This window comes from Serratia sp. CY31944, from assembly GCF_052169175.1.
Classification (GTDB): domain Bacteria; phylum Pseudomonadota; class Gammaproteobacteria; order Enterobacterales; family Enterobacteriaceae; genus Serratia; species Serratia sarumanii.
In genome coordinates, this window is record NZ_JBJNLG010000029.1 from 21,398 (window position 1) to 38,993 (window position 17,596).

Sequence of the window (17,596 nt, forward strand, 5' to 3'; positions counted from 1 at the left end):
TTGGTGCTACGATGTGAGTCGGTTTCAAGCGGGTCGCAATGTAAGTCGGCTTTAAAATCACTGTCTTCCATCAGGTCAAAACTCAGCTCACACCCTGGGCAGTGGGTATGTAGTTGGATATCCCATGTTGCTTTTCGATTACCCACGCTCCACCTCCCTAGCGCTGTCACCTGGGCTTGCATTGCGGATGGCAACCTTCATCGCATAGGATTCTGCATCATCTCTGCTGCTGAAATTTTTCATCCAGGCCAATGCTGAATCACACCCGCCGCCGTTGTGAGTGGGGAACGTGGCGATGACGCACGGGCCCATGTTCCAGAAGTTCGCATCAAAGCTCAGGGCGATGCCGAGCGCTTCAGCTTGCTGCTTCAGTTCATTTGCTGGCATCACGCACCTCCCACACGACGAAACTCGATAACCCACACCCAGGGGTTGGCGTTCCAGCTTTCTTCGCCGTAGATGGATGCCCATAGCGTCGGGAAGTGGTCTGCTGGAGTAACAGCGAAGTCAGGAACTCCGCCACCACGGCCGTAGCAACAACCTTCAGCTTTTGCATCTTCGTGGCTGATATCGTTCAGGCGCTCAACGCGCACGGCGGTGATTTCCAGCGTTATTCTGCTGGCCCAGCGCGGCATGTGGATCGATGGTTTCCATCCATAGCGCAGGTTGTCATCTGCGTCGTAATATTCCGGCGTCTTACCACCATCAGCGCGGTACTCGCAGAATTCCGGGCGTTCAAATTTGGAGGTGTCTTCGAGATAAGTCTCCATCTGGTCGAAGTTGAACAATGGGCCTTGATATGCCTCTCTGACCCAGAGCCGATCGCCTACCTGGCCGAATGGGCATGCAAATGGTTTTGACCGGGGTTTGTTGATGCCGCAGGCGTCCGATTGCGACCAGAAGTATTTCCCGGTATCACGGTTGTTAAGTGATTCGGTGATATAGCGCAGGCCAAACCCTGGTGATTCAGGTTGAACCTTCACAACCCGCCGCGTCTGGGTCTTGCGGCCGTCGAGAATGGCTCGAACCATCTCGCCGTTGAAAATCACTGGGCGCTCTTTCATTTGGCCTCCGGGTAGCAGATGTCATCGAAGTAGTTCTCTGCCACGCGCATGTTGAAATGGTCGAGGTTCATTTCTTTAACCTGCAATTTCACGCTAACAATGTCAGTGCATCGGTTTACGTAATCACGGTTTTCCTGGTCTTCAGCCATCCATTCCTGAAGCTCTTTCGTTCTGATCTGCAAGCAGCGCATGGCGCAATCCATATCGGAAAAGTGCTCAGCTTCAGTGATGCAGGTAACGACGTAATACGTGGTCACCTTTTGGCCATCTGCCCGACGCTTCTGCTCTCTTTCGATATCGTTTTTCAGGTCTACCAGCTGGTGGTCGTTAAGCTTTTCGATGTCGCGCTCTTTCATTTGGCCTCCCGAATTTTGGCGGCGAATGCTTGCAGTTCGTTAATCTGAGCGCGCAGAGACTCGGCTGTAGCGCCAAATGCGTGGGTGTCTGGATGCATGTTGGCAAGCTGTTCCATCTTCAGCTTGATGAACTTCTCAACTCCCTGCGCTTCGATAGCTGCAAGTGCTGCGTCAGTGGCTGGGGTTTCTACCCTGATGCTGTCTCGAAGAATGAAAAATGCATCAAGCATCCCAGTCTCAGGAACCTCGTCTTGATGCTTCTCATAGGCATCCAGTGCCTTCATCATCTCGCGACCGAATGGCTGCGGGTGCGCCGACTTCAGCGCCACATTTTCCAAAGCCAGCGCATCAGCGGTTTGATTGGCTGCGTGAGCGCGCTGGATGGCTTCTTGCTCACTGGTAAGAGCATTTCTCAGGCGGATTTCCAGCGCATCGCGCTCAGCCTCCAGGGTGCTCACTACTTGCTGGTGGTCATCAAACTGAACTAACTCGCCATGCTCAGCTTCACGTGCGAAAGCCTCAAAGCGAACTGCGTGCATTTTGTAGTCAGGGGTAAAGCGCTTGATGGTTGTCATGCTTCGTCTCCCAACACCCAGCGGAGTGCCTGAGCGTAATCACCGCTCGCACTTTCCAGGGCTTTCGTGATTTCTTTTCGGGACTTCATACGGGGTTTGGCATCGCCAATCACCTGGCGCTGCCGGCGTGCCTTTTCGTGGCCTTTGGTGCCGGCGGTAGCAGCTTCCACCTCCTTCACTTTTTCGCGCTGCTCATCAGGTGAGAGGTTCGCCAGCTGGCGCGCCTGGGTAACGGTAACGGCGCCTGCTTCAACCGCATCTTTAACGGCCTGAGTGGCATCGAGCAGGGCGAGTGTGGCGCGGATCGTCTGCACACCGACGCCAAACATCAGTGACAAATCTTCTTCATCGTGGCCGCGTTCCAACGCATCGGCCATCTTCTTGGCGCGCCCCAATGGGGTATCGGCTCGGCGAATTTCGTTTTCGCTGATCATTGCCTGTGCCATGCGAACAGCGGAGCCGCGTTTGACGACGGCTGGAACGAGTTTCGGTTTCTTTCCCTCTTTCACCAGGCGTTTATTGGCCTCCAGGGTATGCCGCACCCGCTGTCTGCCAGCAACCACGCATGAGAGGCCGGTTTCAGGGTCTTTCCAAACGATGATTGGCTCCAGTACACCCTGATCCATGATGTTTAATACCATTGCCTCATCAAGCGGCAAGTGAATGCGCTCATCGTAGAGCGGGTGTGCTGTGTCGGTTACAAGGTGCAGCCGTTCGGGCTCAAAATTGAGTACGTTGGTTTTTCCGCTGGCCCCGTAGGCTTCGGTAGAGTTCTTGGCCATTTAATTACCCCACACTGATTTTCGGCAAAGCGAATCCCTGCCAGAAACTGGCAATTTTCCGCAGATAGAAAATCGGTTTTTAAGAAGGGAGGCCAGACGCCCGCATAGCGCTGGCTCCCGGTTAATTACTCACACATCAGGTGGCGCACCGCGCCGGGTATTTATACTGTGTAGATATAAATTAGGGGCCGACACAGTACGCCACCAGATATGTGAAAAAGTAGCGGCCAGCCTATGAACATTATCTTCACCCTTGTGGTTGAAGTTCGGCGTGGCCGCCAAAGACTACACACAGCAATCGCATTTTTGCCGGATATCTGCGCTCGCTTTCGCTGCAGTGCCGCCGGCCCGGCGCATTTGGTGTGGTGGCTGGTAAACAACGCCCCGAAGTTTCCAGCCTTGAACCACTATCAAAAAGAGCGATCCTCTCCCGCTATTGGCGAACCCTCTCCGGGATTCGGTACTAACGTTCGCCGGGGTAGATGCAGTTTTGCACGCCCGCGCTCTTTGAGAGTGGTGCTGACCTTCCAGCCAGCTCGGTGGGGATAGCAAGCGAACCGCTGAACGTACCCACTCGGCGGATTCGTCATTTCGGATGCCGCCGCATAACTCCGAATGACCGATTCAAATTTCTGGCTACTGCTCTAAGACTACTGTGACCTGTCACATGATGAAATCCTCCATCTGAGCGCCTGTTCTCGTCATGGGTCAGGCTCCCGGTTCTCATGTTCCCTCTGAAGCCGTCATAGCCGAAGCTGATAGCAGCAGGGGAGAAAAGACGCTTCACATTGGGCTGCTCACTCATGGGTCAAGATCCTTCACCGCTCCCAGAATTTAGGGAATCGGCTGAGTGAGCATTCCGATGTGCGCCGGTTACCCGGCGACAACCACAAAACAGAGCAGCCAGAACACAGCACAACCACCAACGCAATAAACCAAAGACCGCCAACCTCTTTTGCTCATGATTGCCTCAGTGCGCCCCGTAGGGCGCGGTTGTGAGTTATGCGTTCACCATGAAATTAAGTGCTCCAGCTTTTCCCGTGGCGGCTACATAGGCGGAGTATTTAGGGTTTTCTTTCCCTTTAAATGCGCCTGCCAACGGTTCAAGCAGGGTATACATCAGGGCGGAAAATTGTGCGCGCTGGACTTCGGTGAAAGCCATATATTCAACAGCCATCTGTTGTTGTTTAACGAAGAAGTTCAGGATTTCTTCGTGAATGGCTTGCATGATTTCATCGGATTCCATTGCGCTGGTTACACGTGCTTTTAAGTTTTCAACGATAGCCGGCGCTATCTTTTTGAATTTCTCGATCTGCTGTGCTGTGTTTACGTGTGCCATAGTGTAACCCTCTGCTGTAATCCTGGTTCAGCGAATCATCCCGATCTTCGTGTGCCTCGGGCGGCTACTTCGTGGGCGTCCTGCCTGTTCGCTGCTGATGAATCAAATGTAGGATATCTGACATTTTAAGTCAATATCAAATTGTAGGGAATCTGACATTTCGGATTGGGTGAATGTTGGGCTGGTGGAATCAAGGGGAACGCAGTAGGGGGGTAGGGAGGGAGTGGGCACAAAAAACCCGGCGCGGTGGCCGGGCTAATGGGGTGTTAATCTACTGATTTAACATACAGAATTATCGCACTTTTTATTTCACCATCAAGCTGCTTAGCGTTGATGGAAAGATGTACAGGTTTTCTTTCCCATTCAGCTTGTTGTAATGCTCTTTTAAATTCAATAGCATCCAAGAAAACATCTTGAACAATACATGAAATCCTCAGATCAGTTTCTACATTTCGGACTTGAACTTTGAATGCCTCTGGATCAGTAGAGTCTACTTTTTCAATACGATAAATACCGTCCATTCGCATTTCTACTGATTTTCTTCTGGCATTGGTTGTAAGTGTTTTAGTAAGTTCCTGATCTAAAACAACTCCAGCAACCTCCGCTGTCTCAGCTTTAGAAAATGATTTTACCAGATCTGTTTTTGCGTCGTGCGCAAGACGTTCCATGTTGTCAAGCTTTGGTTTCTCGTTAATCAACTGTGTTAGCAGCTCTGTGCGTTTTGTCTCTTGCTCTGACATGAATTGGATTGTTGATAGGTGTTCCCTATCGCTCTCTTTTTTTAATTCTGCCATTCTAACTTCTTTACGATCCTCAAGGTATTTTTTGAACAGGGACACCCCTCCCCATATCAGGGCTGTTCCCAAAATCGTGATGATGATCTCTTGAGGACCCATTTTTCCGACCACCGCGTGAGCAACTTCACCAAGCAAACCATCCATATTTACTTCAATTATGGATGAGCCTTCTTCTACAACCACCTGTATTTCTATGGATTCTTTCTCTTCCTTGGAAAGTTTCCGTGGGTCAGGAACCCCGTATTTTAGCAGAGCGTATGATTTATTGATCTGTGATTGCATCTCAATAAATCCCTTCATTACTGAAGGAGTAAGACTACCGTGAAATTTTTCACCAGTAAGCCTAAATGTCAGGTTCGGCCAGCCGCTGAATGAAATCCCATCAGGAAGCTCCTGTCCAGAAACATACATCTCAACAAAGCGCAGCGCATCCTCTTCAGAGGATATTATCGCCGTGTGCTGAACCATAGACAATCTCCAGTCCGTATATGAGTTTTACTAATTTTGGATTGTGAACAAACAAGGGGCTTGTTCAAGCTGTATGCACATCTTCGGCAATGCCGCAATGATGGTTAGCCAAGTAACGATGGCTAAACCATTTTGTGATTGACTTCCTCATCCTCAACATGGCGCGAAGCCTTGAGGATGCCGGCCACATACTCTACTTTCAGCACTGCATTTTGCGGCAGTGTGATTGGTCTATGGTCTTGATTGATGCTGGTAAACTGGTAGCCGCCTTCGCGAGTGTAGTTGAGCACCTTAATCATGTTGTGACCGTCAGCTGTGCGAACGAAAACTTCATCACCAGAATGCACTGAGGTGCCTGGTTCGATGAGGACGAACTCACCAGACTGAATGCGTGGCCACATGCTATCGCCGCGAACACGAAGCCCGTATGCATTCGGGTCATCGCTATAAATCTTCAGCCATCCACCACGGTACTCGACCATGTCGATCATGCCATCAACTCCTAAAACGGCATCACCAACAACAGGGACAAGCCCTGGTCGAACCTTGCCTACATATGTGATGTTTTCGTCAATATCGCCACCTTCAAGAAGCCAGTTTGGATTGCAGCTTAGGGCAGCGGCTAGAGCCTGGAGGTTCTCACCACCAGGTTTATAGTCGCCTGACTCCCAGCCAGTGACGGTGACACGATTGACCCCTATGCGCTTGGCTAAGGTGTCCTGAGTTAGCTTTAACTCTTTGCGTCTTGATCGAATTCGGTCATTCATTTCCATGTAGGCAATCCTACCATTTAGCAGTGTAGGATTCCTTGACTCTTTAATGTAAGATATCCTACTATCCAAGTGTTCCATTCCCTTACCAAAGAGTGAGCCATGAAAAAAGATGATGTTATTTCGTACTTCGATGGGGTGGGCAAAACAGCCAAGGCATTAGGGCTGTCGCATGCCTCCGTATCGGGTTGGGGGGAGATTATTCCCAAAGGTCGAGCATTCGAGATCCAGGTTATTACTGGTGGTGAACTGAAAGTTGATCTCTCTCTTTACAAAAAGTCTACCGCGCCAGCGGCTTAACCAAAACCACAGAAACGGAGAAACCGTGTGGACAACAAAGACTTTCCGACCCAGGACGACATCAGCGAAGCGATACACAAGCTGATCACGTTGTTCCCTGGTAAGTACAGCGCGATGGCTCAGCAGCTGGACCCAGTGGCCGGTACCGAAAACGCATTGCGCAACCGCGTTCGCCAGGTGTCTGGTCAAGTCGTGCCGCTAGGTATGGCAGCTGAAATGGAGTCGATTTCTGGTCGTAGCGATATCACTGAAGCGATGTGCAAACGGGCTGGTGGCGTTTTCGTGAAGCTACCGGAGATTGAGCAGGTGGATAACGAAGAGTTGCTGGTGAAGTTCAACGAACTGTTGTCGGCGCTGGGACTGTTTGCCAAGGCGCATAACGAATTTACAGCTGATGGGGTATTGGACAGCGACGAGAGCAAAAAACTGAAAGCGAAGGGTTACCGGATCCAATCGCTGGTGGCTGAGATTTACGCGGTGACAGTGATGATGTTTGGAGAGGGTGACGCCCAGGATATGCGGTCCCGGGCGTCGATTGCATCAATTAAACGTGTGGAGTAATTAACGCATGAACAGATTAGCAGATAGTCGGCTGCGTGGGCAATTTCGGTGTGTGGCTTCAAGCTGTTCAAAGCCGCTCATGCCGTTGCGTTATGTGATGAGAATACCGGGCGGCTGGATGCCTGTCACCCACAGCGCTTTGCAGGAAGTTGTGGATCGCTGCAAATATTTGGCACTGCCGGCGCCGGGAGCTGCTGTATGAGCGTGAAAGTCTCAAGTTACGTCTGGGACGGATGCGCTGCACACGGTGTAAAGGGTACCAAGCTGCTTGTAATGCTTCGTCTGGCTGACTTCTCGAATGATGAGGGGATCTGCTATCCGGGGATTGAGAAAATTGCCCGTGAGATCGGTGCTGGCCGCAGTACGGTCACGACAGCGATCGGCGAATTAGAAAGTGATGGATGGCTGACACGCAAGGAGCGCCGTAGAGGGCAGCGAAACGACAGCAATATTTACACCCTGAATGTGCCAAAGCTGAAGGCCGCAGCATTAAGCATCGAGTCTCACCGCCCAGATTCTGACAGGTCAGAATCTGACCATTCAAAAACTGACAGGTCAGGATCTGAACGTTCAGAATCCGAACGTTCAGAAAACACGAAAAAGGGCAGTTCTCACCCGCCAGAATCTGGAGGGGATCCGTCAGTAAATTCAAAACAAGATCCATCAGGTAAAAAACCTACTTGTCAGCCTGCTGCGCAGACCGACCCTGAAGTGTTGATCACTGACCAAGCGAAGGAGGTTTTAAAACACCTGAACCTTGTGACTGGTTCCCGCTATCAGACCTCGAAAACCTCACTGGAAAACATCCGGGCACGCATTCGCGATGGGTTCACTGTCAAGCAACTGGTGCAAACCGTTGATTACATGAATGCGAAATGGGGAAACGACTTGGCCATGTCGGATTATCTGCGCCCTACAACGCTGTTTGCTCCCACGAAGTTTCCAGGCTATCAGCAATCAAGCACTGCATGGGACAAGAAAGGGCGTCCAGCCTGTATCAACGGTAAATGGCAAACCAGCACGAATCACCGCGTAACACCAGCTACAGGCGCAATCCCGCCTGGCTTCAGCAATGGCTTACCAACAGGGGGTGAACATGATGGCATCGTCAACTGATGTGATGGCGCGCCTGTTGGCGCTAAAACCTGCACATGTCGAACCACGCTTCACGACCGTCGAAGGCTGGAAGAAATTTCAGGCGGAAGAGGCTTTGAAATCGAACCAGCAGATCACGGATCAGAATCGCCAAGCGCGCATGGAGAAAATCATCGGCCGCTCAGGCATTCAACCTATGCACCGAGAATGCTCATTCAGTAATTACCGCGTGGAATGCCCTGAACAACAGGCCGCCCTGGATGCTGCGAAAGGTTTTGTGACCGCGTTCGGCAAGAGTCACGGGGGTTTTGTGTTCTCCGGCAACTGCGGCACAGGTAAGAACCATCTGGCCAGCGCCATAGCAAGAAACCTGATCGAACGCGGTTACTCGGCGATGGTCATGACTGTTTCAGAGCTATTCGAAAACCACCGCGCCACGTTCAGCAAAGACAGCCCAGTCAAGGAGGCCGATCTGCTGCGCGACCTCTGCCGGCTTGATCTTCTGGTGCTGGATGAAGTGGGCCTGCAGAAAGGCTCCGACTACGAAACTAATCTGCTGACCAATATCGTTGATCGGCGCCAGTTGCAGTTGAAGCCTACGGGGATGCTGACCAACAAAACTTTTGAGGAAATGGTTGGCATGGTTGGCGAACGAGTGATGGATCGCCAGACCGATGGCGGAATTTGGGTGCCGTTCACATGGGCCAGCATGCGCGGCCGCAAGGGGAAGAATTCATGAAGAAATTAACGATCCCGGTAGACGCATTAGAAAGCGAACGCATCAACAAGGGCATTCGTCGATTGGTTCGCGAAGGTTTCCTGAAAGACAACCCAGATAGTCAGATTTGCCGCGTGCGACATGCCGCTGCAGGGGCAACATGGCGCACACTGCGTGACCTTGAACGGCTGGTGGTGGAAATGTACGGGGTTTACGACACGCAAGCAGCCATCAGCGCTCGTCTGCGTGAGTTCAGCAAGCCATTCCAGGGACTGGTGAAAGAGCGCCGGATGGTAAAAAGCAAATCGGGTAAGTGGGTTTATTTCTACCGCCTGGTTGCCGTTGAGAAGGAGCCTTCAGCATGAAGTGCGTATCTGGAATTGAGGTTATGCCGCTGCTGGTAATTGCTCATCGCGTGTGGCGCTGGTGGATGCTCAGAGAAGCACGCCGTACATGGCAAGAACGCGGTGATTTTCGAAAGTATGCCCAGCGTCAAGGCTGGTTGATTGAATGGCAACGCCAGCGGTTCAGCACTGATTACTGCGTAGTGCGCTATCTGGTTCGTAAGGCAGAGGGGAATTTTGCATGAAGTCAGATTATCTTGGCGTCAGCCATACGCCACCAGAGCATAAAGACCGGTGGCAAACACCGCTCGAGATATTCAGCGCGCTTGATGTTGAGTTTGGGTTTTACCTGGATGCTGCAGCAGACAAGAACAACGCGCTGTGCGCTCGTTACCTGACTGAGCAGGATAATGCGTTGGCAGTCGATTGGGAGAGCTACGGCGCCATCTGGTGCAATCCGCCATATAGCGCGATTAAGCCTTGGGTTGAAAAGGCCACGCAACAATGCCGGGTGCAGAATCAGCCGGTCGTCATGCTAATACCCGCGGATACCTCCGTGAGCTGGTTCTCATTGGCGTTGAAGTCAGTCGATGAAGTCAGGTTGATCACCGATGGCCGCATATCGTTCATTAACGCCGGAACGGGTAAGCAAGTGAACGGCAATAACAAGGGAAGCATGCTGCTGATCTGGCGCCCATTCATTAAACCACGTTGCCAATTCACCACTGTAAGCCGCGATGAGCTAATCAGTATTGGCGCTGAGGCATTGCGCGAGGTGGCTGCATGAAATTAACGTTGCCATTCCCACCAAGCGTTAACGGCTATTGGCGTTCCCCTAACAAGGGATCGTCACGTGGGCGCACTTTGGTCAGTGAACGAGGTAGAGCTTTCCAGGCAGAGGCTATCGCACAGGTAATCGAGCAGCTGCGCCGCCGGCCTAAGCCGATCAGCGCCAATATCTCGGTTCATGTGGTGTTCTGGCCGCCGAATAAAGCACGCCGGGATCTGGATAACTACTTCAAGGCATTGTTCGATGCGATGACGCAGGCAGGCGTATGGCTGGATGACAGCCAGATTAAGCGCATAGAGGCTGAGTGGGGACCGGTCACGAAGGGCGGGAAAGTGGAACTGAGAATCAGCGAGGTGATGCCATGCGTTGCCTGTTGAAACCTATCATCATCAGCGAGCTCGGCCAGGTGATATTGAAACCAGGTGCTGATCTGATGTCATTGTTTGGTGATCGGGTCATGGTGACCAGAGTTCCACCTGAGTTTCGCAAGATGCCATCTGGCGCGTTGCCGACAGTAGAGCAGCAATTGGCAACTGACCCACGTTTCCGATCGTTCTTCACGCATGAGCGAGTGCTAAGCGCCGCTGGTGGGTCTGCTGCTATGCGCGATTGGTTAGCTCGTGGTTTTGAATGCCAATGCGCCACCACTGACGGATATCACGACAAGAACGTCAGCGTGATGGAATACGGCGACCACAGTATCAGGATGTGCTGGCACCACCAGAACAAGTACCGTGAGCAGACGAGCCCGATGCTGAATAAGCTGGCAGAACAGAACGTGGCTGATTTTGTCGTTTACCGCGCCCGCGCGCACTTCATGTTTGACGAATCCCACCAGCTGACGTTGCCGGAGCTTTGCTGGTGGGCATGGGTAAAAGAGGTCATCGATCTGATCCCTGAAGAGGTGGCCGCTGCATCACTGCGTGTGGCGCCGCATAGCGTGCCTGCTGGGGTTAAGAAAGAATCAGACATCGAGCATACGCCGGCTGCACGTCAGATTGTTGCCGAGAAAGCCAAAAAAGCGGCCAAAACGTTAGTCATCGATCCGGCCCCGCCAAAGGCGTTATTCAAGATTCCAAAGCGTGAGCGCTGGACCAGCGAGAAGTTTACCCGTTGGGTTAAGTCTCAGCCATGCGCATGCTGCGGAGCACCCTCGGACTACCCCCATCACATCATTGGCCACGGGCAGGGCGGCATGGGAACCAAGGCGCACGATTTTTTTACCATCCCACTTTGCCGTAAACACCATGATGAATTGCATCGTGACATGTCACGGTGGGAAGAAGAGCACGGCACTCAGATCGAACTGTGGTTCAGATTCATCGACCACTCGTTATCGATCGGCGCCATTTCATAAGTGTGGAGTAATAGGCGAGCTGGCATGCGGGCCAGACGCCTGGAGAAAATGCATGATTATGTCCGAACAATACCTGCAGTACATCCGGGAATGTTTCATGATGGCAACTGCTGATACCAGTGGTAAGACAAAAGGGCAATTGCAGGCATTTACTGAATCAACGCAAGTATGCACTACGCGGTTGAAGCGTAAGAGACGCACTATCGTGGAAGCGGACGGAAGGCGAATTACAATACACAGCGCACCTGTTCCTGGCACTGAAACCAGACCGAGTTCAGGGGCAATTGCGCTTATCGATCCTGCCACGTTTTCAGCCACTTCGTGGCGCCGTGCCATTTACCCAATCGCGAGCAATCAGCGTAGCTGGCTTGCATGGTGTTACATAGGCGATATTTCATTCAGCCATCAAGAAGAGATCACCCGCTGGGCTTGGAGTGAATTCTGTGCTCGCATAAAAGTGATGGGCAAGCGCATAGCTGGTAAGACGATCGAAAAGCTGAGGGCGTTAATTTGGTTGGCCGCCCAAGATGTGAAAGCCAGGATAATGGGCGGTAAAGCTTACCAGTGCCAAGAAGTGGCTGAGCTACTTCAGGTATCCGCGCCAAACTGGTCAAAAAACTATGGTCAGTATTGGTCGTTGATGTGTGGAATATTCCAGAGGCTTGATCGGGAGGGGCTCGTATCTTTGTCGAGATCACGATCACAACAAAAAGCGACATTTTCACAACAGGGTATTGCAAAAGTTAATTAAATAGTCCATATTTAGCGTTAATTTGATATCGTGCCATAAATGTAATGACCGGCACCAAAATTAAAACCTCGCTCCGGCGGGGTTTTCTTGTTTTCAGCCCCAGCCAACATCCGACACACACCTGGCACACCCCGTATCGCCAAATCGTTTACGGCTGGTGGCTGAACCCTATTAGCCGTGGCGTAGACTGCGGCTTTTTTATGCCCTCGGTATGGAGAGGACAATTACAGCAATGAGGAGTAACGATGTCCGATCCATTAACTGCGACTGGCACCACTGCGCTGGTGTCGGCCACGATTGCGGCTCCTGCAGTTGGCATTGACTACGGGGTTATCTTTGGCGCGTTCATCGGTGCGATGTTCTACGTCACCCAAGCCAAAGACATTCCGCGAATCAGACAGGCTTTCTCGTTCGTTGTCTCATTTGGCACTGGCGTGCTCGGTGCGAGTGTTGCCGGCGCCAAGCTTTCAGCATGGCTTAATTACAACGATACCCCGCTAGAGCCGTTAGGTGCGCTGATCATCTCTGCCGTCGCGGTCAAGCTGCTTACCTTCGTCAGTGAGAAGATGGAGGATCCGACATCGCTGTTTTCCAGATTCCGGGGAGGCGCGAATGGCAAGTAACGATATCTCTGTGATGTGGTTAAACCTCATTCACACAGTAACGACTAGTGATCCACTTGTTGTGCTGAATGTGTTGCTGTGCTCGGCGATTGTCTGCCGCCTGGCATGCTTCAGAAAAACAGGTTACCGGCACCGGGCATGGATAGCCTGGCTGGCATGGTTGGTTATCTGCGCCTATTCATGGATCCCGTTTCGCTTCATTGCTCAGCAGTACCAGGAAACACACTGGGGCGTAATCGCGGCGAATCTCATTATCTGCATCGCGCTGTACCGGGTTAAGGGGAACATCGCGAAACTGCTACACCCCTTGAGGCCACAATGACACAAAACGAATTTCAACGGGCGGCTGGTATCAGCGCCGGGTTAGCTGCGCGCTGGTATCCTCATCTGCTCGCCACCTTTGCTGAGTTCTCAATCGAGAAGCCAGCGGCACAGGCAATGTTTATTGCTCAGGTTGGGCATGAATCAGCTGGCTTTACCCGCACGGTAGAGAGCCTGAACTACACGCCACAGGGATTGCTTTCAACCTTTGGGAAGCGCATCACTCCCTATCAGGCTGGCATGCTTGGACGTACAACGGCACACGTGGCAAACCAGCCGGCGATTGCAAACCTGGTATACGCCGATCGCCTGGGCAATAAATCACGCGGTGATGGCTGGAAATATCGTGGGCGTGGGCTGATTCAGGTTACCGGCCAGGACAACTACCGAGCGTGCGGTATTGCGCTGAAACTCGAACTGGTTGGCAATCCTCAACTGCTGGAGAGCGACGGTAACGCGATGCGTTCTGCCGGCTGGTTCTGGAAATCTCGCGATTGTGGCCGCAATGCCAACGATATCGAATGGGTAACCCAACGTATCAATGGTGGCATCAACGGATTATCTGATCGCCAGGCGCGGTATGACATGGCGCGTAAGGTGCTGCTATGAATTGGTTCCCATTGCCAAATTGGAAAGCAATGCTGGTGGCAGTAGCTCTCGGATTGGTCGCCTGGCTGGCCGTCAGCAACTGGGGTTATCGAAAAGAGCTGCAGTTGACCAGCCAGAGGCTTTCAACGGAGCAGTTGAAAAACAGCAAGCAGGCGGGGTTGATAGCTACGCTGCAGGCTCAGGATGCTCAGAACCGCACACTGGTGGCTGCACAACAGCTGCATGAGCAGCAGCTACGCCAGCAGTACGACATCTTGCAGAGGAAATTCCGTGAAGCGATTAAAGATAATCCCTGCGCTGCTGAGCGTATGCCTGATGCTGTCGTTGAGCTCCTGCAGCAAAACTCCACCGCCGGCGCCAGAGCAGGTAATAATCCTTCCCCCTGAAACAGTATTCACGCCATGCGAGCGGTCAGAGCTGCAGGGAAACACTTGGGGTGATGCGGTGAGCTACACGCTGGCGCTGCAAACAGCCCTATTAATCTGCGCCGGCCAGGTGGTCACGCTGAACCAATGGCGCACATCGTTAGGGAGATAATCATGGGAAGGAAAGCCCCAACACCACCGCCTTACAAGCCAGGGGATAAAGTGAAGCGGCCTGCACCGCCTCCAACTCCACCAAAACCAAGATAGGCATTACAGGTGGCATTCACTGAGTGCCACCGATAATGCAACCACAAAGGCCATCATCCTGCATCAGTGGGCTGGTGGCTTTTTTATTATCACTACTACCACTAAGAGAAACCACCATGTACACACTGAAAATTGTAACTGCGAACCTGAACGAAGTGATCTTCCCTGTTGATGCTATCGAGTGGAAGCGGGCAGAGAAAGCCATCTATGCAAATGCAAGTACAGGCGGTCAAAACAAGATATCTCTTCTTCCCGGTGACACTGCATATCTGGTAAACCGCGATAACCGCACGGTGGCAACTTACACCAATCCTGCTGAGCAGTAAGGTATTTCCATGCAGGTGATTATTGACGGCGTTCACTATGAGCCTGCCAACAAGCAGGCTTTTTCACGTATTGGTATCGCGATATCAACGCATCAGCGCCCAGAAGTGCTAGCAAGGGCTATCTCGCAACACCTTAAGCATTTGCCACCTGGTGCGCTGGTGGTTGTTGTAGACGATGGTTCAAACCCGGCGGCAGCTGTTCCTGATGGGATTCAGCTTTTCAGACATGAAGAATCTCGCGGTATTGTGGCAACGAAAAATGCCAGCCTTGAGGCGTTAATTAGCGCCGGTTGCGAACACCTGTTCTTATGGGACGATGACGCGTGGCCGATTGCAGATGGCTGGCATCTTCCATACATAGCCTCACCAGAACCGCACCTGGCTTACCAATTCCTTGACCTTGCTGGACCAAGAAAACTTCAAGATCTTGCGGTGCTGCATGCTGATGATGAACACGTTGCCTACACCGGGCAGCGTGGCGTGATGCTGTACTATCATCGCAGCGCGATTGAAAAGGTTGGGGGATTTGACCCGGTTTATGGCCGTGGTATGTACGAGCATAGTGATCTGGCGCTTCGCATTCACAATGCTGGATTGACAACTTGGGCCTATGCCGATGTGGTTGGTTCGGCATCGCTGATTCACTCACTCGATGAGCATGAGGCAGTAGAGCGATCCGTTCCTAAGCCAGACAGGCTGGCTCTTGTTGAACGAAATGTGAAGGTGCATAACGATAGGCGTGATGCTGGATTTACCGGGTATGTTGAATATCGGCAGCGTCGTGACGTGGTAATCACAACGCTACTAACCACTCAAATAGACCCGCAACGCGGTACCAAGATGGCGGCATCTTCGGACATGCTGGCCAGGTGGGCGGCTTCACTTCAGCAGTGTAGGCGCATTGCCTTAGTGGATGAGCTTCAGGATGCCCCGCAGGACGTTGAGCTGTATCGCGTTCCTGATGTGAAGATGAACGTCTACTTCCGCCGCTGGCTGCACATCTGGCAACACCTACGCGATCATCCTGAATACCGTTTTGTCTGGTGTACAGATGGCACAGACGTAGAAATGCTGAGGGCGCCGTGGGCAGAAATGGAGCCTGGAAAGGTTTATGTGGGCTCCGAACCAAAGACCTATGCAGATGTTTGGGCTAGCGATAAACACCCGGAGCGAATCTATCAAGATTTTCTCGCGATGCATCGTAATGATGTGATGTTGAATGCCGGGCTGTTAGGCGGCGAGCGTGAAGACGTTATGTCGTTTGCACATGCCATCGTTCGCTTGTTCTATCGGATAGAGAGCTATCGATTCTGGAAGATGGAGAAGGCATCTGCTGCGGTAGGGGACATGATTGCGTTTGGTATTGTTGCCAAAACATTTGGCGACCGTGTCATTACCGGCCCGCGCGTGCATACCGTATTCCGCACTGATGGTATTGGAAGGGAGTATGCATGGTGGAAGCACAAATAAAGTTTGTTGTAGTCGGCCATCATTCCAGAGGGAACCAGGCAGCTGCGCTTGCCACATCGCTTCAGGCTCATTTGCTGATTGATGAAGGCGACAATGGCGCCAACTGGAACCACCGCCGCGCGCTTGAATGGGCTGCTGCTCAGCTTTGCCGCGTTGTTGTGGTTGAGGATGACGCTGAGCCAGTACCAAACTTCCTTCCCCAGGTTGAAGGGTGGCTGCAGCGCTACCCTGATTCGCTAGTGAGTTTTTATCTTGGTACAGGCCGCCCTCCACAGTATCAGACACAGATAGCTGAACGGCTGATAGTGGCTGACAAGACACGTGCTGACTTCATCACGCTACCGCGCCTGATACATGGCGTGTGCTACAGCGTACCGCGACAGCAGATTGAACGTGTACTGACCCACTGGGATAGCAGAAAGCCGGCCGATTACGCCGTAGGTGATGCATTAGGCGCTCCGGTTATCTATCCATGCTGGTCGCTGGTAGACCATGCAGATGGTGATCCAGTTGAGAGGCATCCAGATGGTTGTCAACGAACTGAGAGACGCCGGGCGTGGCGGATAAATAGTAAGGAGTGTTAATGGTAAGGCTAGCAACTCTGAAACCCCGAATTACAGTAGACCGAACACAGCGAGTTCAGCCAGTTAAGGTGGCTGATACACGAATCACAGGTTGGAAGCTTCAGTCACGGCGTAAACGTCTGTGGTTAGCCAATCCCTGCTGCGCTATGTGTGGACGCCTGACCGAATATCCTCACGGTTTCGAACTTGATCACAAGGTGGCACTCCATCAGGGTGGTGCTGATACCGATGAGAACTGCCAAATCCTCTGCTGTGGTGATGAAGGCTGTCACCTCAAGAAGACAAAGGCCGACATGAAAGGCAAATGAGAATGGATGTCATGCGCCTTTGTAAGTGACTGCACTTGCAACTATTTCATTTCGAATGATATCTATTCCCATTGGGTGGGGGGAGGGTCGAAGGATTTTGACGATTTAGATACGAAACCTCGCCCCCTCTCACGCGCAGAAAATATCCCCTTTTGGAGGGTGTAAACATGTTAACAGCCCAGAAGCGAAAATACGCGCTGGCGCTGATGTCCGGTATGTCAAAAAAAGATGCGGCAATAAAGGCTGGGTATTCGGAGAAATCCGCGCGCTCCAAGGGGTCGCAGCTTGCTAAAGACCCGGAAGTCATCGCTTTTATTGCTCGTAAAAAGAAAGAAAAAATCGAAGTTGATGATGTGCCGACCTTTGGGAAAAAAGTTAATACCCCAGCGGTAAAACCAGAGTCCGAACCGCAGGCAGAAATCGACCGTGCTGCAGATGAATATGATGACCCTCTTGAGTTCCTGAAGTCGGTCATGAATAGCCGAAATGAAGACATTGATACCCGTAAGGATGCCGCAAAAGCCATGCTTCCTTATATCCACAGCAAAAAAGGTGAGGGTGGAAAGAAAGACGCCAAGCAGGCCGCAGCCAAAGCAATCGCCAGCAAGTTCATCGGAATGGCTCCACCTCAACTGGTTGTCAGTAACGGGAGATAG

The 17,596-nt window shown here is 52.0% G+C and carries 28 protein-coding genes; 20 read left to right on the plus strand and 8 right to left on the minus strand.

Annotated features, from left to right (window positions below):
* Positions 1-138: 138 nt before the first annotated feature.
* The 8 genes from ACJ8IN_RS23060 to ACJ8IN_RS23095 all read right to left on the minus strand — a co-directional run bounded on the left by ACJ8IN_RS23060 (position 139) and on the right by ACJ8IN_RS23095 (position 6,154).
* Entirely contained in the window at positions 139-387 is a 249-nt protein-coding gene (locus ACJ8IN_RS23060) for a hypothetical protein (protein ID WP_442519531.1), read from the minus strand.
* A complete protein-coding gene (locus tag ACJ8IN_RS23065) occupies positions 387-1,064 on the minus strand; it encodes a hypothetical protein (protein WP_442519532.1) in 678 nt (225 codons plus the stop codon). Before ACJ8IN_RS23065 ends, ACJ8IN_RS23060 begins: the two co-directional genes overlap by 1 nt.
* Positions 1,061-1,420 (minus strand): DUF5448 family protein, encoded by a 360-nt coding sequence (locus ACJ8IN_RS23070; RefSeq protein ID WP_442519533.1) that lies wholly within the window; start codon positions 1,418-1,420, stop codon positions 1,061-1,063. The genes ACJ8IN_RS23065 and ACJ8IN_RS23070 overlap by 4 nt, the downstream gene beginning before the upstream one ends.
* Positions 1,417-1,995 (minus strand): hypothetical protein, encoded by a 579-nt coding sequence (locus ACJ8IN_RS23075; protein ID WP_442519534.1) that lies wholly within the window; start codon positions 1,993-1,995, stop codon positions 1,417-1,419. The genes ACJ8IN_RS23070 and ACJ8IN_RS23075 overlap by 4 nt, the downstream gene beginning before the upstream one ends.
* Positions 1,992-2,777: a ParB/RepB/Spo0J family partition protein gene (locus tag ACJ8IN_RS23080; protein ID WP_101455763.1), complete on the minus strand. Its 786-nt coding sequence runs from the start codon at positions 2,775-2,777 to the stop codon at positions 1,992-1,994. Before ACJ8IN_RS23080 ends, ACJ8IN_RS23075 begins: the two co-directional genes overlap by 4 nt.
* Positions 2,778-3,777: 1,000 nt before the next feature.
* Positions 3,778-4,116 (minus strand): hypothetical protein, encoded by a 339-nt coding sequence (locus tag ACJ8IN_RS23085; protein ID WP_144337677.1) that lies wholly within the window; start codon positions 4,114-4,116, stop codon positions 3,778-3,780.
* A gap of 266 nt (positions 4,117-4,382) precedes the next feature.
* A complete protein-coding gene (locus ACJ8IN_RS23090) occupies positions 4,383-5,381 on the minus strand; it encodes a hypothetical protein (RefSeq protein ID WP_101455765.1) in 999 nt (332 codons plus the stop codon).
* 122 nt (positions 5,382-5,503) lie between these two features.
* Positions 5,504-6,154: a S24 family peptidase gene (locus tag ACJ8IN_RS23095; protein ID WP_101455766.1), complete on the minus strand. Its 651-nt coding sequence runs from the start codon at positions 6,152-6,154 to the stop codon at positions 5,504-5,506.
* A 99-nt stretch (positions 6,155-6,253) separates the two neighbouring features.
* Here ACJ8IN_RS23095 and ACJ8IN_RS23100 point away from each other — a divergent pair, with 99 nt between their 5' ends.
* The 20 genes from ACJ8IN_RS23100 (at position 6,254) to ACJ8IN_RS23195 (ending at position 17,596) form a co-directional block, all read left to right on the plus strand.
* Positions 6,254-6,451: a Cro/CI family transcriptional regulator gene (locus tag ACJ8IN_RS23100; protein ID WP_033646515.1), complete on the plus strand. Its 198-nt coding sequence runs from the start codon at positions 6,254-6,256 to the stop codon at positions 6,449-6,451.
* Positions 6,452-6,478: 27 nt separating this feature from the next.
* Positions 6,479-7,012 carry a YmfL family putative regulatory protein gene (locus ACJ8IN_RS23105; RefSeq protein WP_101455767.1) on the plus strand — a complete coding sequence of 178 codons (534 nt, stop codon included), beginning with the start codon at positions 6,479-6,481 and terminating at the stop codon, positions 7,010-7,012.
* A 198-nt stretch (positions 7,013-7,210) separates the two neighbouring features.
* The gene (locus tag ACJ8IN_RS23110) at positions 7,211-8,128 is read left to right on the plus strand and encodes a conserved phage C-terminal domain-containing protein (RefSeq protein ID WP_101455856.1); all 918 of its coding nucleotides are present in this window, start codon (positions 7,211-7,213) and stop codon (positions 8,126-8,128) included.
* Positions 8,109-8,846 carry an ATP-binding protein gene (locus ACJ8IN_RS23115; RefSeq protein WP_172448759.1) on the plus strand — a complete coding sequence of 246 codons (738 nt, stop codon included), beginning with the start codon at positions 8,109-8,111 and terminating at the stop codon, positions 8,844-8,846. Before ACJ8IN_RS23110 ends, ACJ8IN_RS23115 begins: the two co-directional genes overlap by 20 nt.
* A complete protein-coding gene (locus ACJ8IN_RS23120) occupies positions 8,843-9,190 on the plus strand; it encodes a hypothetical protein (RefSeq protein WP_101455769.1) in 348 nt (115 codons plus the stop codon). The genes ACJ8IN_RS23115 and ACJ8IN_RS23120 overlap by 4 nt, the downstream gene beginning before the upstream one ends.
* Positions 9,187-9,414, plus strand: a complete 228-nt coding sequence (locus ACJ8IN_RS23125) for a hypothetical protein (protein WP_101455770.1) — start codon at positions 9,187-9,189, stop codon at positions 9,412-9,414. The genes ACJ8IN_RS23120 and ACJ8IN_RS23125 overlap by 4 nt, the downstream gene beginning before the upstream one ends.
* A complete protein-coding gene (locus ACJ8IN_RS23130) occupies positions 9,411-9,956 on the plus strand; it encodes a phage N-6-adenine-methyltransferase (RefSeq protein ID WP_342135534.1) in 546 nt (181 codons plus the stop codon). The genes ACJ8IN_RS23125 and ACJ8IN_RS23130 overlap by 4 nt, the downstream gene beginning before the upstream one ends.
* On the plus strand, positions 9,953-10,336 hold the full coding sequence (locus ACJ8IN_RS23135; protein WP_442519535.1) for a RusA family crossover junction endodeoxyribonuclease: 384 nt from the start codon (positions 9,953-9,955) through the stop codon (positions 10,334-10,336). The genes ACJ8IN_RS23130 and ACJ8IN_RS23135 overlap by 4 nt, the downstream gene beginning before the upstream one ends.
* Positions 10,321-11,316: a DUF968 domain-containing protein gene (locus ACJ8IN_RS23140; RefSeq protein ID WP_442519536.1), complete on the plus strand. Its 996-nt coding sequence runs from the start codon at positions 10,321-10,323 to the stop codon at positions 11,314-11,316. Before ACJ8IN_RS23135 ends, ACJ8IN_RS23140 begins: the two co-directional genes overlap by 16 nt.
* 52 nt (positions 11,317-11,368) lie before the next feature.
* Positions 11,369-12,067 carry a bacteriophage antitermination protein Q gene (locus ACJ8IN_RS23145; protein ID WP_230116435.1) on the plus strand — a complete coding sequence of 233 codons (699 nt, stop codon included), beginning with the start codon at positions 11,369-11,371 and terminating at the stop codon, positions 12,065-12,067.
* Positions 12,068-12,312: 245 nt separating this feature from the next.
* On the plus strand, positions 12,313-12,690 hold the full coding sequence (locus ACJ8IN_RS23150; RefSeq protein WP_049202652.1) for a putative holin: 378 nt from the start codon (positions 12,313-12,315) through the stop codon (positions 12,688-12,690).
* Positions 12,680-13,012: a phage holin family protein gene (locus ACJ8IN_RS23155; protein WP_230116436.1), complete on the plus strand. Its 333-nt coding sequence runs from the start codon at positions 12,680-12,682 to the stop codon at positions 13,010-13,012. The genes ACJ8IN_RS23150 and ACJ8IN_RS23155 overlap by 11 nt, the downstream gene beginning before the upstream one ends.
* Entirely contained in the window at positions 13,009-13,620 is a 612-nt protein-coding gene (locus tag ACJ8IN_RS23160; protein ID WP_442519537.1) for a glycoside hydrolase family 19 protein, read from the plus strand. The genes ACJ8IN_RS23155 and ACJ8IN_RS23160 overlap by 4 nt, the downstream gene beginning before the upstream one ends.
* Positions 13,617-14,006: a hypothetical protein gene (locus tag ACJ8IN_RS23165; RefSeq protein ID WP_442519538.1), complete on the plus strand. Its 390-nt coding sequence runs from the start codon at positions 13,617-13,619 to the stop codon at positions 14,004-14,006. Before ACJ8IN_RS23160 ends, ACJ8IN_RS23165 begins: the two co-directional genes overlap by 4 nt.
* Positions 13,936-14,157, plus strand: a complete 222-nt coding sequence (gene lysC, locus ACJ8IN_RS23170; RefSeq protein ID WP_442519539.1) for an Rz1-like lysis system protein LysC — start codon at positions 13,936-13,938, stop codon at positions 14,155-14,157. The genes ACJ8IN_RS23165 and lysC overlap by 71 nt, the downstream gene beginning before the upstream one ends.
* A gap of 211 nt (positions 14,158-14,368) precedes the next feature.
* Positions 14,369-14,578 (plus strand): hypothetical protein, encoded by a 210-nt coding sequence (locus tag ACJ8IN_RS23175; protein ID WP_439076092.1) that lies wholly within the window; start codon positions 14,369-14,371, stop codon positions 14,576-14,578.
* Between the two features lie 9 nt (positions 14,579-14,587).
* Positions 14,588-16,048 carry a glycosyltransferase family 2 protein gene (locus tag ACJ8IN_RS23180; RefSeq protein ID WP_439076093.1) on the plus strand — a complete coding sequence of 487 codons (1,461 nt, stop codon included), beginning with the start codon at positions 14,588-14,590 and terminating at the stop codon, positions 16,046-16,048.
* Positions 16,030-16,632 carry a hypothetical protein gene (locus ACJ8IN_RS23185; RefSeq protein WP_442519540.1) on the plus strand — a complete coding sequence of 201 codons (603 nt, stop codon included), beginning with the start codon at positions 16,030-16,032 and terminating at the stop codon, positions 16,630-16,632. Before ACJ8IN_RS23180 ends, ACJ8IN_RS23185 begins: the two co-directional genes overlap by 19 nt.
* 146 nt (positions 16,633-16,778) lie before the next feature.
* Positions 16,779-16,940: an HNH endonuclease gene (locus tag ACJ8IN_RS23190; RefSeq protein WP_277977583.1), complete on the plus strand. Its 162-nt coding sequence runs from the start codon at positions 16,779-16,781 to the stop codon at positions 16,938-16,940.
* Positions 16,941-17,107: 167 nt separating this feature from the next.
* Positions 17,108-17,596, plus strand: coding sequence for a terminase small subunit (locus ACJ8IN_RS23195; protein ID WP_442519541.1), 489 nt, complete (start codon positions 17,108-17,110; stop codon positions 17,594-17,596).

Bases quoted from the DNA above. Each gene is read 5' to 3' on its own strand.
- ACJ8IN_RS23060 (WP_442519531.1), bottom strand. From the start codon at position 387: ATGCCAGCAAATGAACTGAAGCAGCAAGCTGAAGCGCTCGGCATCGCC.
- ACJ8IN_RS23065 (WP_442519532.1), bottom strand. From the start codon at position 1,064: ATGAAAGAGCGCCCAGTGATTTTCAACGGCGAGATGGTTCGAGCCATT.
- ACJ8IN_RS23070 (WP_442519533.1), bottom strand. From the start codon at position 1,420: ATGAAAGAGCGCGACATCGAAAAGCTTAACGACCACCAGCTGGTAGAC.
- ACJ8IN_RS23075 (WP_442519534.1), bottom strand. From the start codon at position 1,995: ATGACAACCATCAAGCGCTTTACCCCTGACTACAAAATGCACGCAGTT.
- ACJ8IN_RS23080 (WP_101455763.1), bottom strand. From the start codon at position 2,777: ATGGCCAAGAACTCTACCGAAGCCTACGGGGCCAGCGGAAAAACCAAC.
- ACJ8IN_RS23085 (WP_144337677.1), bottom strand. From the start codon at position 4,116: ATGGCACACGTAAACACAGCACAGCAGATCGAGAAATTCAAAAAGATA.
- ACJ8IN_RS23090 (WP_101455765.1), bottom strand. From the start codon at position 5,381: ATGGTTCAGCACACGGCGATAATATCCTCTGAAGAGGATGCGCTGCGC.
- ACJ8IN_RS23095 (WP_101455766.1), bottom strand. From the start codon at position 6,154: ATGGAAATGAATGACCGAATTCGATCAAGACGCAAAGAGTTAAAGCTA.
- ACJ8IN_RS23100 (WP_033646515.1), top strand. From the start codon at position 6,254: ATGAAAAAAGATGATGTTATTTCGTACTTCGATGGGGTGGGCAAAACA.
- ACJ8IN_RS23110 (WP_101455856.1), top strand. From the start codon at position 7,211: ATGAGCGTGAAAGTCTCAAGTTACGTCTGGGACGGATGCGCTGCACAC.
- ACJ8IN_RS23115 (WP_172448759.1), top strand. From the start codon at position 8,109: ATGATGGCATCGTCAACTGATGTGATGGCGCGCCTGTTGGCGCTAAAA.
- ACJ8IN_RS23120 (WP_101455769.1), top strand. From the start codon at position 8,843: ATGAAGAAATTAACGATCCCGGTAGACGCATTAGAAAGCGAACGCATC.
- ACJ8IN_RS23125 (WP_101455770.1), top strand. From the start codon at position 9,187: ATGAAGTGCGTATCTGGAATTGAGGTTATGCCGCTGCTGGTAATTGCT.
- ACJ8IN_RS23130 (WP_342135534.1), top strand. From the start codon at position 9,411: ATGAAGTCAGATTATCTTGGCGTCAGCCATACGCCACCAGAGCATAAA.
- ACJ8IN_RS23135 (WP_442519535.1), top strand. From the start codon at position 9,953: ATGAAATTAACGTTGCCATTCCCACCAAGCGTTAACGGCTATTGGCGT.
- ACJ8IN_RS23140 (WP_442519536.1), top strand. From the start codon at position 10,321: ATGCGTTGCCTGTTGAAACCTATCATCATCAGCGAGCTCGGCCAGGTG.
- ACJ8IN_RS23145 (WP_230116435.1), top strand. From the start codon at position 11,369: ATGATTATGTCCGAACAATACCTGCAGTACATCCGGGAATGTTTCATG.
- ACJ8IN_RS23150 (WP_049202652.1), top strand. From the start codon at position 12,313: ATGTCCGATCCATTAACTGCGACTGGCACCACTGCGCTGGTGTCGGCC.
- ACJ8IN_RS23155 (WP_230116436.1), top strand. From the start codon at position 12,680: ATGGCAAGTAACGATATCTCTGTGATGTGGTTAAACCTCATTCACACA.
- ACJ8IN_RS23160 (WP_442519537.1), top strand. From the start codon at position 13,009: ATGACACAAAACGAATTTCAACGGGCGGCTGGTATCAGCGCCGGGTTA.
- ACJ8IN_RS23165 (WP_442519538.1), top strand. From the start codon at position 13,617: ATGAATTGGTTCCCATTGCCAAATTGGAAAGCAATGCTGGTGGCAGTA.
- lysC (WP_442519539.1), top strand. From the start codon at position 13,936: ATGCTGTCGTTGAGCTCCTGCAGCAAAACTCCACCGCCGGCGCCAGAG.
- ACJ8IN_RS23175 (WP_439076092.1), top strand. From the start codon at position 14,369: ATGTACACACTGAAAATTGTAACTGCGAACCTGAACGAAGTGATCTTC.
- ACJ8IN_RS23180 (WP_439076093.1), top strand. From the start codon at position 14,588: ATGCAGGTGATTATTGACGGCGTTCACTATGAGCCTGCCAACAAGCAG.
- ACJ8IN_RS23185 (WP_442519540.1), top strand. From the start codon at position 16,030: ATGGTGGAAGCACAAATAAAGTTTGTTGTAGTCGGCCATCATTCCAGA.
- ACJ8IN_RS23190 (WP_277977583.1), top strand. From the start codon at position 16,779: ATGTGTGGACGCCTGACCGAATATCCTCACGGTTTCGAACTTGATCAC.
- ACJ8IN_RS23195 (WP_442519541.1), top strand. From the start codon at position 17,108: ATGTTAACAGCCCAGAAGCGAAAATACGCGCTGGCGCTGATGTCCGGT.